This is a genomic window from Phenylobacterium sp. (assembly GCF_016793285.1).
GTDB lineage: Bacteria > Pseudomonadota > Alphaproteobacteria > Caulobacterales > Caulobacteraceae > Phenylobacterium.
The window spans coordinates 1-13,836 of record NZ_JAEUMO010000010.1 but is presented as its reverse complement, the minus strand read 5'-3'; the positions used below and the strand labels follow the sequence as shown (position 1 = coordinate 13,836).

At 70.1% G+C, this 13,836-nt stretch carries 12 protein-coding genes; 6 read left to right on the top strand and 6 right to left on the bottom strand.

What is annotated here, in order from left to right:
• Positions 1 to 16: 16 nt before the first annotated feature.
• The 3 genes from JNL41_RS00795 to greA all read right to left on the bottom strand — a co-directional run bounded on the left by JNL41_RS00795 (position 17) and on the right by greA (position 2,977).
• Positions 17 to 397 (bottom strand): hypothetical protein, encoded by a 381-nt coding sequence (locus JNL41_RS00795; protein ID WP_293472252.1) that lies wholly within the window; start codon positions 395 to 397, stop codon positions 17 to 19.
• A gap of 157 nt (positions 398 to 554) precedes the next feature.
• Positions 555 to 2,315 carry an amidohydrolase family protein gene (locus JNL41_RS00790; protein ID WP_293472250.1) on the bottom strand — a complete coding sequence of 587 codons (1,761 nt, stop codon included), beginning with the start codon at positions 2,313 to 2,315 and terminating at the stop codon, positions 555 to 557.
• 182 nt (positions 2,316 to 2,497) lie between these two features.
• Positions 2,498 to 2,977, bottom strand: coding sequence for a transcription elongation factor GreA (gene greA / locus JNL41_RS00785; RefSeq protein ID WP_293472461.1), 480 nt, complete (start codon positions 2,975 to 2,977; stop codon positions 2,498 to 2,500).
• Between the two features lie 308 nt (positions 2,978 to 3,285).
• Between greA and JNL41_RS00780 the strand changes: the two genes are divergently transcribed.
• The 3 genes from JNL41_RS00780 to JNL41_RS00770 all read left to right on the top strand — a co-directional run bounded on the left by JNL41_RS00780 (position 3,286) and on the right by JNL41_RS00770 (position 8,576).
• Positions 3,286 to 6,750, top strand: coding sequence for a PAS domain S-box protein (locus JNL41_RS00780; protein ID WP_293472459.1), 3,465 nt, complete (start codon positions 3,286 to 3,288; stop codon positions 6,748 to 6,750).
• Positions 6,737 to 7,144, top strand: a complete 408-nt coding sequence (locus JNL41_RS00775; RefSeq protein WP_293472249.1) for a response regulator transcription factor — start codon at positions 6,737 to 6,739, stop codon at positions 7,142 to 7,144. The genes JNL41_RS00780 and JNL41_RS00775 overlap by 14 nt, the downstream gene beginning before the upstream one ends.
• A gap of 103 nt (positions 7,145 to 7,247) precedes the next feature.
• A complete protein-coding gene (locus JNL41_RS00770) occupies positions 7,248 to 8,576 on the top strand; it encodes an HWE histidine kinase domain-containing protein (RefSeq protein ID WP_293472248.1) in 1,329 nt (442 codons plus the stop codon).
• Positions 8,577 to 8,604: 28 nt separating this feature from the next.
• Here JNL41_RS00770 and JNL41_RS00765 read toward each other — a convergent pair whose 3' ends face one another.
• Positions 8,605 to 9,732, bottom strand: coding sequence for a hypothetical protein (locus JNL41_RS00765; RefSeq protein WP_293472246.1), 1,128 nt, complete (start codon positions 9,730 to 9,732; stop codon positions 8,605 to 8,607).
• A 332-nt stretch (positions 9,733 to 10,064) separates the two neighbouring features.
• Between JNL41_RS00765 and JNL41_RS00760 the strand changes: the two genes are divergently transcribed.
• From JNL41_RS00760 to JNL41_RS00750, 3 genes are all read left to right on the top strand, one after another.
• On the top strand, positions 10,065 to 10,982 hold the full coding sequence (locus JNL41_RS00760) for an SPOR domain-containing protein (protein WP_293472244.1): 918 nt from the start codon (positions 10,065 to 10,067) through the stop codon (positions 10,980 to 10,982).
• A 116-nt stretch (positions 10,983 to 11,098) separates the two neighbouring features.
• Complete coding sequence (locus tag JNL41_RS00755) at positions 11,099 to 11,467, top strand: hypothetical protein (protein WP_293472242.1); 369 nt, start codon at positions 11,099 to 11,101, stop codon at positions 11,465 to 11,467.
• Positions 11,464 to 11,814 carry a hypothetical protein gene (locus JNL41_RS00750; protein ID WP_293472241.1) on the top strand — a complete coding sequence of 117 codons (351 nt, stop codon included), beginning with the start codon at positions 11,464 to 11,466 and terminating at the stop codon, positions 11,812 to 11,814. The genes JNL41_RS00755 and JNL41_RS00750 overlap by 4 nt, the downstream gene beginning before the upstream one ends.
• Before the next feature lie 7 nt (positions 11,815 to 11,821).
• Here the strand turns inward: JNL41_RS00750 and JNL41_RS00745 are convergent, their stop codons facing one another.
• On the bottom strand, positions 11,822 to 12,694 hold the full coding sequence (locus JNL41_RS00745) for an intradiol ring-cleavage dioxygenase (RefSeq protein ID WP_293472239.1): 873 nt from the start codon (positions 12,692 to 12,694) through the stop codon (positions 11,822 to 11,824).
• 170 nt (positions 12,695 to 12,864) lie between these two features.
• A partial coding sequence (locus JNL41_RS00740) for a TonB-dependent receptor (protein ID WP_293472237.1) occupies positions 12,865 to 13,836 on the bottom strand: 972 nt, incomplete at its 5' end.

The following is a 13,836-nucleotide window of genomic DNA, read 5'->3' as shown; positions in this document are numbered from 1 at the left end:
GTGAGTGGGCGCGCGCCTACCTGAAGGCGACGCGCAGCTTGGCGCCGACGAAGCGGCCGGTCTCGTCGTAGCCGCGGGCGGCGGCCACGCCGTACTTCTCGGCGCCGGGTTTGAGGCCGCACATGAACCCGAGCGAGCCGGTGGCGTCGTCGCCCAGGGGGGCGTCGACGCTGGTCTGGGCGACGCCGCGGATGCGGACGGGCTTGTCGCCGTCGTAGCGGGGAGAGAAGGCGGCATGGGCCTGCGGCGCGCGGACAGGCGCAGCGCGGGTGGCCGCGATCAGGGCGGCGGCCGCGTCTGCGTCCTTGGGGGAGAGTTCCTGCGCATCGGCATCCTCGGTCGCCGCCGCGATGGCGACGGCCGCGAGGGCGGCGATGGCGAGGACGAGGAGCTTCATCGGGTTGGTCTCTGCCGGGGCCATGAGCGACCCTCGCCTATAGGTACGGGCGGTGCAACGCGGAGATGCGCCGCAAAAGCGCAGGCCGTGGGCTTTCCTGCGTACAGCGCCATCCCCGGCCCTTCCTCCATCGAGGAGGAAGGGAGAGCACCTGTGGCTACTCCGCCGCGATGGGCAGGATCACCGCTTCGCGGCCGCCCCGGACGAGGCCGCCGGGCAGGGCGCCGGTGTGTTCGCCGTCCTCGAAGGTCACCTGGCCGGACTTGATGGTGTAGCGGTAGCCCTCGGCCTTCTGCACGAGGCGGCGGCCGCCGGCGGGCAGGTCGTGGATGGCGACCGGGCGTTCGAGGTTCAGCTTCTCGAAGTCGATGATGTTGAGGTCGGCGAGCAGGCCGGGCTTGAGCTGGCCGCGGTCGTTCAGACCGTAGGCGCGGGCGGTGTCGCTGGTGAGCTTGCGGACCAGGAACTCCAGCGGGAAGCGGTCGCCCTTCACGCGGTCGCGGGCCCAGTAGCTGAGGATGAAGGTGGGCATGCCGGCGTCGGCGATGACGCCGCAGTGGGCGCCGCCGTCTGAGAGGCCGAACAGCACGTTGGGGTGCTGCATGTTCTTGCGGAAGAAGTCGAAGTTGTACGTCACGTAGCCGCCGAGCGGCTGGTAGAAGAGCTCGCGCCCGCCGTCGCGGATGAGCAGGTCGTACATCATGTGGAGCGGCGGGACGCCGGCGGCCTCGGCCAGGCCGGCCACCGACTGCTCGCGGTCGGGCTCGTAGTTGGGCCGCTCGCCCAGCGGGAAGATGCGCCAGAGCAGGCTGCCGCCGAAGGCGACGGCGAGATCGCCGGCCTGACCCTCGCCGATGGCGGCCTTGATGAGCGGGCTGTCCTCGGAGAGCAGCGCCTCGCGGATCTCGGGCGTCTGCATGAGCGCCAGACGCTCTTCGAGCGAGGCGTCGGCGAGCTTCGTCTTCCAGGTCGGGCTGGCCATGAAGACGTGGAAGCTGGAGGTGAGGCCGTGAAGGATACCGGTGGGCCGCCCCGCGATCTGCGGGCGGATGTCCATGCCGTGTTTCCGGGACTCCTCGGCGATGTTGTACATCTTGTCGCCTTCGTAGGCGCCGGCCGAGGTGGCCACCAGCGTGACGGGCAGCTTGGTCTCGGCCGCGAAGCCCTTGACCCACATCCACTCGTCGTCGTCGCCGAGATGGTCGGAGACCATTTCGAAGACGCCGTGGCGCAGGCCCTTCATCGACATGCCAAGCGCCAGCATCTCGTCGGAGCCGGCGAAGGTGCCGGGCATGTGGACGCCCTTCAGGTCCTTGTGCAGCAGGGTGCGGCTGGTGGAGAAGCCCAGCGCGCCGGCCTCGACGCCCTCGCGGACGATCTCGGCCATCCGCGCGATCTCGTCGGCATTGGGCTCGTAGTCGGTGTTGCAGCGCTCGCCCAGGACGTAGGCGCGGACGGAGGCGTGCGGAACGTGCGTGCCGACGTCGATGGCGCGGGGCTTGGCTTCCAGCGCGTCGAGGTACTCGGGGAAGCTTTCCCACTGCCAGTCGATGCCCTCGTGCAGGGCGGAGCCGGGGATGTCTTCCACGCCTTCCATCAGCTCGATCAGGAAGCCTTCCTGGCCAGGACGCACGGGCGCGAAGCCCACGCCGCAGTTGCCCATGATGGCGGTGGTGACGCCATGCCAGGACGAGGGGGCCATCACCGGGTCCCAGGTGGCCTGGCCGTCGTAGTGGGTATGGATGTCGACCCAGCCGGGGGTGACCGTGAGGCCCGTGGCGTCGATCTCGCGCTTCGCGGCGCCGGCGACCTGGCCCACCTCGACGATGCGGTCGCCCTGGATGGCGATATCGCCCTTGAAGGCCGCAGCCCCGGTCCCGTCGACGATCGTGCCGTTCCGGATGATCAGGTCGCGCATGGGGTTCCTCTCCGCATCACGTGTTCGACGAAGGATACTGCGGCGCCGTTGGGTAAGTGAAACGGGTTTTAGGAATCGCGGAATGACGCGAACGCTCCACACCGTTCATCCCGGCGAATGCGGGGACCCAGGCTTCCCTTCATGTCGCGCCATGACCAGACGCGGGCGCGAAGTGAAGGGGCTCAGCGGACCGCGACGATCTCGACTTCGGCGCCGGCGACGGTGACGACGTCGCCGACCTGCCTGGTGAGGACCGCGCGGGCGAGGGGGGAGACGTAGGAGACGGATCCGGCGGCGGGGTCGGCCTCGTCCTCGCCGACGATGCGCCAGGCCTGGCGGCGACCGTCCCCGCGCTCGATCTCGACCGTGCGCCCGAAGGCGACGGTGTCGGCGGGCGCGTCGGGCGCGGTGAGCTGGGCCGAGGCGCGGCGGGACCCCCAGTAGCGCAGATCGCGGGTGGCGCGCGCCATGGCGGTGCGGTCCGCAGCGACGCCGCCCTCGGCCTGGGCGGCGGCATAGGCGGCGCGGGCGGCCGCGAGCTCCGCCTCGATGGCGGCGAGCCCCTGCGGCGTGACGAGGTTCGGATGGGTCGAGACCGGCCGGTCAGGCAGGTCGGCGGCCTGGGCCTCGTAGTCTTCCTCGCGGGTGAAGGCGACAGCCATGGGCGAAGAGTAGGGCCGCATGAGGGCCAGTGGAAGACGGACGACGCCGAGCGCGGGCTCGACGCCGCCCCAGCTCCACACCGGAGCCCCTGGGGGGCAGGGGTTCGGCATCCAGCGCCGGGATCGTACCAGAACGACGTTCGTCGAGTCCCGCGAGAAGCGCCGGATCGTGCGTCGTCCCGCCGCGGTCCGGCCCGGGGCGGCGACGCGGCGGCGCGAGCTGCGTTCACCCCGTTGAAAGGCCTTCCCCTTACCGTTCGGGGCAGTCGCGGCGGGAGCCCGCGGTCCTGAGGAACGATCTGGTGACCATGGGTCCGAGCGGGGTAGAGGACGCTTTCGTCTTCATCGCCGAGCACACGAACGACGTGATCGTGCGCGTCGACGCCGATGGCCGGATCCGCTTCGTTTCGGAGTCGGCGCGACGTTACGGTTACGCGCCCGAGGACGTGATCGGCACGCCGTTCCTGCGGCTGGCGCATCCGGCCGACGCCGAGGCGCTGGCGCAGGCCACCGCGGCGCTGCTGCGCGGCGAGCTGGACACCGCCCTGCGCCGCCAGCACCGCTTCCGCGCCGCGGACGGCGCCTGGGTCTGGATGGAGGGCAACCCGCACATCGTGCGTGGGCCCGGCGGCGATGTCGTCGAGATCGTCAACATCTTCCGGGACGTGACGCGGCGGCGCGAACTCGAGGACGCGGCGACGGCTCAGGCCGAGCTGTTCGAGGCCGCGTTCCGGAGCGTCGCCGGCGGCATCGCGATCCTCTCGCCAGACGGTGTGGTGCGCCGGGCCAATCCGGCGTGGCGCCGGATCGCCGGCCGTGACAAGGGCGAGGCCGTCGGCCTGCGCATGGCGACCGTCGTGCATCCCGAGGACATGGCGCGCGTGCGCGACCAGGCCCGGGCCCTGCTGCGCGGCGACATCGACAGCTACGAGTCGGACGAGCGCTACGTGCGGCCTGACGGGTCGTTCGTGTGGGTGCGGGTCACCGCCTCCTGCGTCCGGGACGCCGGCGGGCAGCCCCTGCACATCGTCAGCCAGGTGCAGGACCTGACCGCGCAGCGCGCCGCCGAGGAGGCCCTGCGCGAGCGCGGCGCGCAACTGCGCGAGCAGGCCGAACTGTTCGAGAGTTCGTTCGACAACGCCCCGATCGGCATGGCGCTGGTGGGGACGGACGGGTCGTTCCTGCGCATCAACGACGCCTTCTGCCGGATCACCGACTATCCGCGCGCGCGGATGCTCGCGCTCGACTTCCAGACCATCACCCATCCGGAAGACCTGAACGCCGACCTCGAGCAGTTGACCCAACTGACCGCCGGCGTCATCGACGGCTACCGGATGGACAAGCGCTACATCCGGGCCGACGGCGAGATCGTCTGGGTCCACCTGTCGGTGTCGATGGTGCGCAACGCGGACGGGTCGCCCAAGCACTACGTCGCCCAGGTGCAGGATCTGACCGAGCGGCGGGCCGCCGAGGCGGCGCTGCGCGGCAGCGAGGCCCGCTACCGCCTGATCGCCGACAAGATGACGGACGTGATCGTGCAGATGGACGCCGAGGGGCGGATCACCTGGGTCTCGCCTTCGGTCGCCGCCTACGGCTACGAGCCCGACACGCTGCTGGGCCTGACTACGGACCAGATCGTCCACCCCGACGACTATCACCGGATCATGGCGGGCCGCGCTCCCGGTTCGGACCACCGCGGCGACCAGCAGGCGCGCTATCGCGCGGCGGACGGAAGGTGGGTCTGGATGGAGGGCAACCCCCAGGAGATCCGCAACGAGGCCGGCGAGATCACCGGGGCGATCAATGTGCTGCGCAACGTCACCGAGCGCCGCGCGCAGGCCGACCTGTTCGAGACCGCTTTCCAGCAGGCGGCGATCGGCAAGTGCCTGGTCGAACTGGATAGCTCGATCTTCAAGGTGAACCACACCCTGTGCCTGATGCTGGGCTTCCCGGAGGCCGAACTGCTCGGGCTCAACGGCGACGACCTGATGCATCCGGAGGAACGGGGCGCCGGCGACCACCTGATCGCGGAACTCGTCTCCGGCGAGATCGACAGCTACTCGCGCGAGCGGCGCTTCCGGAAGGCCGACGGCGGATACCTGTGGTGCGGCATGACCATCGCCATGGTCCGCAACCCGGACGGATCGCCCAAGCACTACGTGGTCGAACTGCGCGACCTCACCGAGCAGCGGGCGGCGGAGATGGCGCTGCGCGAAAGCGAGGCCCGCTACCGGATGATCACCGAGAACACCTCGGACATGATCATCATGTCGGACCTCAGCGGCAAGGCGATCTACGTCAGTCCCAACGTACGCGCGAGCGGGACGCGGCCCGAGGAGATCGAGGGCAGCTCGTTCGCCGAAAACATGCACCCCGATGACGCCAGGCAGGTCGAGCGGGCCTTCATGAAGCTGGTGAAGGGCGGCGGCTCCACGCGGGTGCGCTGGCGGGCCCGGAACCGCGCGACCGGCGCCTACACCTGGCTGGAGTCGAACCCGACCCTCGTGCGCGATCCCGAGACCGGCGCGCCGACCGGCTTCCTCGACGTGATCCGCGACATTGACCTGCAGGTGGCGCAGGAGGCCGAGATCGCCGAGGCGACGGCGGCGGCCGAGGCGGCGGCGGCGGCGAAGAGCCAGTTCCTGGCCAACATGAGCCACGAGATCCGCACCCCGCTGACGGCGGTGCTGGGCTTCACGAGCCTGCTGAGCGAGATGGAGCTGCCGGAGACGGCGGAGCGCTACGTCGGGCGGATCTCGGGCGCGGGCAACGCGCTGCTGGCCATCGTCAACGACATCCTCGACTTCTCGAAGCTGGAGGCCGGCAAGTTCGAGATCCGGCCCAAGCCGGTCGACGTGGCGACGGTCTGCGAGGAGACGTTGCAGCTCTTCTCGACCCAGGCGCAGGGCAAGGGCCTGTCGCTGGCGTTCGCAGCGCAGGAAGACCTTCCGCGGGTTGCGATGGTGGACGGGGACCGGCTGCGCCAGATGCTGATCAACCTGGTGGGAAACGCCGTGAAGTTCAGCGACGAGGGCGGCGTGACGCTGACCGTCGCCCAGGCGGCCAAGGCGGACTGGATCCGAATCGAGGTGGCCGACACAGGCCCGGGTCTCGATGCCGAGGCGCAGGCGCTGCTGTTCCAGCGCTTCACCCAGATCGACGGCTCGATGACGCGCCGCCACGGGGGCACGGGCCTGGGCCTGGCGATCAGCCGCGGCATCGCCGAGGCGATGGGCGGCGAGATCGGCGTTACGAGCACGCCCGGACAGGGGGCCAGGTTCTTCGTCGAGATCCCCGCGCCCGCCTCCGAGCTGCGGCCCGAACTGGCGGGCGAAGAAGCGGCGGTCGCACGCATCGACGGCACGCGCGTCTTCGTGGTCGACGACAATCCGGTGAACCGCGAGCTGTCCCGGCGGATCCTGGAGGCGGCGGGCGCGGAGGTGTACGAGGCGGGCGACGGCGGCGAGGCGGTGGAGCGGCTGGGCCTGCTGCCGGTGGACGTCGTGCTGATGGACCTGCGAATGCCCGGGGTCGATGGGCGCGCGGCGCTCGGGATGCTTCGCGAGCTGGCAGGACCGAACCAGGACGTGCCGGTGCTGGCGTTCACCGCCGACGCCGACCTGGCGGGCGAGAACGACCTCGCCGGATTCGACGGACTCGTCAGAAAGCCCATCCATCCGGCGGATATGTATGCGGCCATCGCCGCGGCCACCGCGTGGGCGTCGCCGGACGAAGCGGGCGAGATCGGGGGACCGGCGAATGCCGTTGGGTGAAGGGCGGCGCAGGCGCGTGCTGGTGGCGGACGACGAGCCCTACATCCTCGAGCTCATCGTGACCCGACTGGAGCTGGCGGGCTTCGACGTACGCCCGTCCCGCAACGGGCAGGACGCGCTGGAGCGGCTGGCGGACTTCAAGCCCGAGGCCATGGTGCTGGACATCAACATGCCGGTGCTGGACGGCTTCGGCGTGCTGGCGCGCATGAAGGCGCAGGGGCTGTCGGACAAGGTCCCGACGATGGTGCTGACGGCGCGCAACTCGGGCGACGACGTGGCCCGGGCGATCCGGCTGGGCGCCAGGGACTACCTGGCCAAGCCGTTCAAGGACGAGGCGCTGATCGCCCGCGTCGGACGCCTGCTGGCCCGCCCCCGCCCGGTGGCCCGGGTCTAGGCCGGCGGCGCCGATCGGCGAAACGGCCCTGGGTCGGGTTCGGCCGTGACGGGAGCTCCGGCTTTGGCTTAGATCACGGGCCAGACCGTGGGAGTTCCTGATCTTGCGGAAGAAACCGCCACCGCCGTCCGGGCCGGACGATCGCCTGAGCGCGGTCCTGGACGGCATCAGCGACGTCTACTACGCGATCGACCGAGACTGGCGCTTCTGGGCCTTCAACCGGCGGGCCGAGGAGTTCTTCGGCTTCGCGCGCGCCGAGATGCTGGGGAAGCGCTTTCACGACATCTACCCGCAGGGCGCCGGCACCGCGTTCCTGGCGATGCTGGAGCGCGCCATGGACAGCGGCGAGCCGGGGCGGCTGACCGCGCCCTCGGCGCTTCGCGAGCGCCGGATGGTCGACATCCGGATCTCGGCGCTGGGCGAACTGGGCGTGGGCGTGGCCATCGACGACGTGACCGAGCGCACCGAAGCCGAGCGGGCCGTGCGCGAGAGCGAACGGCGCCTGGACCTGGCGGTGGGCGCGCACAAGGTCGGCATCTTCGACTGGCGCCTGCGCTCCGGGAAGTCCGTGTGGAACGGCGAGATGGAGGACATCTTCGGCATCCCGCGCGGCTCGTTCGACGGCCACACCGAACATTTCCGCCAGCGCGTGGTTCCCGAGGACCTGGCGCGCATGAGAGCCGAAACGACGGCGGCCCTGGCGGCGGGCAAGGACCTCGTCGCGTACGAGTTCCGGCTGACCCGCCCCGACGGCGAGGTGCGCTGGATCGAGGGCGCGGCGCGTTTCGTCTTCGACGCCGACGGACAGCCGCGGAGGATGGTCGGCGCCAACGTCGACATCACCGAACGCAAGAAGGCCGAGACGCACCAGCGCCTGCTGATCAACGAGCTGAACCATCGCGTGAAGAACACGCTGGCCATCGTGCAGGGGATCGCGTGGCAGTCGTTCCGGTCGGCGGGCGCGCCGAGATCGGCGACCGAGGCGTTCGAGGGCCGGCTCAGGGCTCTGGCCTCGGCGCACGACGTGCTGACGCGCCAGAACTGGGAAGCCGGCCCGATCGCGCAGATCATCGCGGAGGCCGTGGCGCCCCACCACGACGGGCGCATCGTGGCCGATGGGCCGGCGGTCGACCTCGATCCCAAGGCGGCGGTTGCGGTGGGACTCGCCATGCACGAGCTGGCGACGAACGCGGTGAAGTACGGGGCGCTGTCGTCCGCCGGCGGCCGGGTGGACGTGACCTGGACCGCCGAGGCCGGAAGGCTGCATCTCACCTGGCGCGAGAGCGGCGGGCCGCCGGTGCGGAAGCCCGCGCAACGCGGCTTCGGCGCTCGGCTGCTCGAGCAGGGACTGGCCGAGGAGCTGCGCGGCTCCGTGCGGCTGAGCTTCGCGCCCGAAGGCCTGGTCTGCGAGGTCGAGGCGACGCTGGGCTGACGCTCCCGGTCGGAGCGGATGGCGCCGCCTACGCCGCCTTCGGGGCTTCGTGTTCGTCGGAACCGAGGCTGGCTTCGAAGTCCTGCAGGGTGTCCATCAGTTGCATGACGTTGGCGGCGAGCGGCTTGCCGCGCTGGAACTGGTAGCGCCAGTAGGTGGCGATGTGGCTGACGAGACCGCAGCCGTCGCCCAGTTGCAGGAACATCTCGGGCGACTTCAGCAGGAAGTCGCGGAACGCCAGCGCGTTGCCCTCTACGGTGAGCTGCTGGAAAACCTCGTCGTAGACGCCCAGGTGGCCCATCACCATCTTCACCTGCCGCTCCATCTTCTGGCGCAGGCGCTGCTTGAGCTCCTCCAGCTCGCGACGGGTCTCGGTGTCGAGCGGCCCGATCACCTTCACGCGGCCGAGTTCGGCGAACACCTCGCGCAGGTTCCCCCAGAGGGTGTTCAGCACCCACTTGTAATAGAGGAAGCCCTTCCAGGCGAAGATCCCCTCCTTGTAGTTCTCCTTCTCCAGCCGAAGCGTCAGCCGCAGCGGCTCCAGGCGCTCGTCGGTGCGCGAGGACAGCAGGGCCTCGACGAGCCGGCTGATGTTGCCCTCCTGGCCATCCGCGTCGCGATAGGCCAGCTCGATGAGCTTGGCGATCTCGGAGCCCACGAAGCGCTGCATGCGGGCCAGGTCCGGGGCGGAGATCTCGAAGTGGCTGGGACTGATGTCGAAGCCCCGCCGCTTCATGTGCTCGCGCAGCAGGAACGGGTCGAGCGACGGCAACTCGTCGATGGCCTCGAGCACGGCGATGTCGCGCGGCAGGTCGGGAAGGTCGCCGCGAAGCTCCTCGAACACGTCCATCCAGCCGCGCTCGGTGACGAACAGGGAGCGCCCGCCGAGGCCCAGGTCCGAGCGCTCGAACGGGATGATGAGCTTGGTGGCCGTGTAGCGGACGCGGTCGAACGATTCGCGCTCCTGGTCGCGCAGCCGGTGGCGCACGATCACCGCGCCGTTCAGCGTCTGGGCGACGAAGAAGGGATTCTTCTCATGCTCGGGATTGCCGGCGTTGCGGGTGGAAAGCGCGGCCAGATTCAGGACACGGCTGGTCGACGCGGTCTTTTCGAGACCCCGCAGACTCCGATAAGTCCGATCCGACGCTTTTCCCAACTCCGAACGCTCCCCCGTCCGCCGGGCCGCTGGGGAGGGGCCAAGTGGGCGATACCACCTTAGAGTGCAGTGCAACTGTTACCGAGAATCAGAAGATTCGAGGTCGGCCCGCAGAATGCCCCGTCAACCTTGCCAAGAACCTACTCATTTTGGGTCTCATGTCATTTTTCGCACGGCGCAGGCTGTAGTGGGACGAACGACGATATCCGAAGTGTCCGCGGCGACGCGACGCTTGCGCGGACAGGCTTTGACGACGAGTTTCGGGGAATCGAGTGCTTCGGGGGTTAGGGATGATGCGGGCGAGCGCCGGCGTTGCGGTGGCAATGGGGCTCATGGCGGTTTCGGGCGCGGTGGCGCAGGAGCAGGCGAGTTTCCCGCCGTCGCTCGACCGCGGCCCCCTGCTGTCCTGGCTGCAGCGCGAAACGGACATCCTGCCCGAGCGCGTGGTGGCCGTGACGCCGCAGTCGATTACCTCCGTAGTCTCCACCTTTCCGGCCGGCGGCGGGCAGGGCCCGCGCGTGGTGATCCGCGCCGAGGCGCTCGCGCCCGAGACCTATGCCCGCACGGGCTCGCTCTCGTGGCACGTGTCGCTGAACGCCGATTGCCCCGGCCACCGCGTGCGGCTGGGAGAGACGACGGGCTATCCGCAGCGCAACCTGCTGGGTGAGCGGCGCATCCTGCGCGAGGCCGATACGGAATGGCGGGTTCCGGAGGCCGGGACGGCGCTGGACTTCGCGTGGCGCGCCGCCTGCGATGCCGGGTTCCAGGGGCCGTTCCAGACCAGGTCGATGAAGGTGGTCCAGGCGGACGGCGCGATGGCGACGGCTGCGCCCGCTTCCGCCCCCGCTCCCGCGCCTGCCGCCGGCGCCGCGGAGCCGCCAAAAGCGTCCGCCAGGCCCGCGCCCGCCAAGGCGGACCCGAAGCCGGCCGTCCCGAAGCCCGCGGCCACTCCGCCCGTGACCGCCCAGTCCGTGACCGCCCAGTCCGCAACGGCGGCGAAACGGACCGGAGGGCCCGTGGCCCAGATCGGCTCGGTGACGTCCGACGCCGACGCCCGAGGGCTGCTGCGGGCCCTGGGCTCGCGGATCGGCGGTCGCGCGACGTGGGTCGAGAAGGCCGAAGTCGGAGGCAGGACCTGGTTCCGCGCCGTCGTCGGTGGCTTCGGGGACAGCGCCGACGCCAACCGGTTCTGCGCCGAACTGAAGGCGGCGGGCCGCGCCTGCCTCGTGCGGGCCGGAAAATCCGGCTGACGCGCGACCCGGTCGCCGCGGGGCTGCGCCCCGACCTCGCCGACCGCGGAGGTCGTGAAATGGCCACAGCGGCGCCGTTTAAGCCCGCCTCAAGCCCTTCGGGTTAGGGAGGAGCGATGCTGGCAGGACTGAGACAGGCGTTGATGAGCCCGGTGACGGGGCCGATCGCGACGGCCATCGCCTTTACGCTGGCCGTCGGCTACGGCGTCTCGGCCTCGACCTGGAAGGCCGAGAAGGCCGGCTACGAGCGCCGCATCGCCGACCTCACCCAGGCCTCCGACAAGGCGCAGGGAGACCTGCGCAACGAACTCGCCGCCTGCCACGCGGCCGGCGCGGCGCGGCAGGTCGCCACGTCGGACTATGTGGCGGCTGCGACCCCCGATGGCGCGCGGCGACTGCTGGAACGGCGTCCGGAGGGGATCGACGCCTGCGCCCGGATGGAGAGCGCCGACCGGGCCGTGCTGTCGAACCTGAAGAAGAAATGAGCCGGCGCGTGCGGATCGCCCTGCTGGCCGCCGGCGCGGCGCTGGCGCTCAGCGCCTGCGGGACGACGCGGGGGAAGCCCAGGGTGCTGGACATCCCGGCGGCTCCTGCGCCGCCGCCACCGGCGCCGGCGGTGACCTCGCCCCGGCCCGCGCCGCCGCCGCCCGCGCCGGTCACGAGGAACTGCGTGCCCCGGACCCTGCCGCCGGCCCCGCGCTATCCCGACACCGACGCGGCCCTGCGCGCCGCCGCGGGCGCGGCCGACCGCTACCAGTTGCTGGCCGCGGGCCGTATCCTGCGCGAGAAGCGGCTGGAGCAGTTGGAGGCGGTGGTCGCGAGCTGCCGCTAGAGCCCAGCTAGACCGTGAGGCCCACGGTGACCGAGCCGGTGTAGCCCGCGCTGACGCTGCCCGTGAGGGCCGGGGTCATGGCGGCGATCTGGGCTGCGGTGTTGTCGCCGAAGACGTTGTCGTTGCCGGTGGTCGTCTGGGCGAAACGGGCGGCGCTGCCGGTGTAGTTCGAGTCCGCGTAGACGGCGCTGCATGCGGCGGCCGGCATGGCGAACTGCGAGGTGAGCAGGCGGTTCGAGACGTTGGTCGCCGTGGCCAGGCTGCGGAACACCTCGAAGTGGATGTGCGGATAGCGGCCGGCGTAGCAGCCCGGGAAGATGGTGGTGAAGGTGGCCTGGCCGCTGGCGTTGGTCGCCTGGACGCCGCGCAGATAGTTCTGCTGGGGCAGGTCGTAGAGCGAATAGCGCCCCAGGGCGTCGGCGTGCCAGATGTAGATCGCATAGTCCGCGAGCGCGGCGCAGGACGCATTCACGTTGACGAGGTTGATGGCGAGCGTCAGCGGCACGCCGGCGGCGGTCCCCGAGAGCGACCCGAAGCTGGAGCGGATATCGCTGCGCACGATGCCGGCGGCGGTCAGGCTGTTGGAGAGCACGCCGTTGGCCATGTTCGAGCCGTCGGAGGGGTAGGGGCCGTTCGTTTCGGTGGGCGTGGCCGAGCAGGAGGACGAGCCGGTCGTGCCTGTGCCCGTGCCGGTGGTTCCGGTCCCCGTCGTGCCTGTGGTCGTCGTCGACGAACTGGACGTGGCGGCGGTGTCCGAGCTTCCGCCGCCGCTGCACGCGTCGAGCAGGAGCGCCCCGCCACCGGCCGCCATCAGGCCGAGCAGCCGGCGCCGGCGCAGTGTCTGGAGATCGAAGATCAGGCCCCGGTCGTGATCGTGCATCCCGTGAAGTCCCCATCGCGTGAGTTGTGTAAGAACTGCACTATTCGGAATGGAACGAGGCGGAATTGTTGCCGCGATGTTTCAAGGACCAAAGTTCGGCGGAGCGCCCGGAACGAAAGACGCCCCGGCTGCGGGCCGGGGCGTTTCGCAGGCGCCGATGCGCGGCGCGATCAGCGGAAGCGGTACTGGAGTTCCACGCCGTAGGTGCGCGGCAGGATGTAGGAGACCGTCTCGTTGATCTTGTTGAACAGTGGGTGGTTCACGTTGTTGCCCACCGCGTTGTTGCTGATCCGCGCGGCGCTGACCCCCGCCGAGCCGCGCTGGTCGAACACGTTCTTGATCGAGGCGATGAGCGTGAAGCGATCGTCCTTGTCGTTGAACAGCATCCGGAAGTCGGTGGTGCCATACGACTTGGCGCGGTTGGCGTAGGTGTTGAACACCGAGTAGTAGGTCGCCGCGCGCCACACGTAGCTGGTCGAGGCCGACAGGCGGCCGGCGTCGAATTCCCAGGTGTAGTTGGCGTTGATCGTGAACCGGTGGGGCGTCGAGGACGGGAGCTTGGAGCCCGTAATGTCCTGGTTGACGTTGACCAGCAGCGAGCAGGCCGCGGCGCCGGTTCCGGTCGGGGAACGGCCGGGAATGCACGCGTTGGCCGCCTGGGCCGACGCCGGCGCGATCCTGGCGCCCGGCAGCAGGGCCAGCGGATCGTCCGGATCGGGCGAGAACACGCCCTCTTTGATCTTGGCGTTCAGGTAGGAGTAGTTCGCCAGGATCTGCAGGCCATCGATCGGCTGCCACACCGTCTCGACTTCCAGACCGTAGTTCTCGGCTTTCGGCACGTTGACGAACCGGGTCTGGTTGGCGCCGACCGTCTCGTTGAAGAACGACAGCGGGATCTGGATGTCCTGGTAGTCGTAATAGAAGGCCGAGACGTTGGTCTGCAGGCGGCCGCCGAAGGTCTTCTTCAGGCCGACCTCGTAGGCGTCGATCGTCTCCTTCTCGGTGGTGACGAAGGTCTGGAGCGTGGTCGTTCCCGAGTCGAAGCCGCCGGCCTTGTAGCCGCGCGAGTACTTTGCGTACATCAGGGTGTCGGGATCCGGCTTCCAGTCGATGCCGAAGGTGCCGGTCAGCGCGCTCCAGTC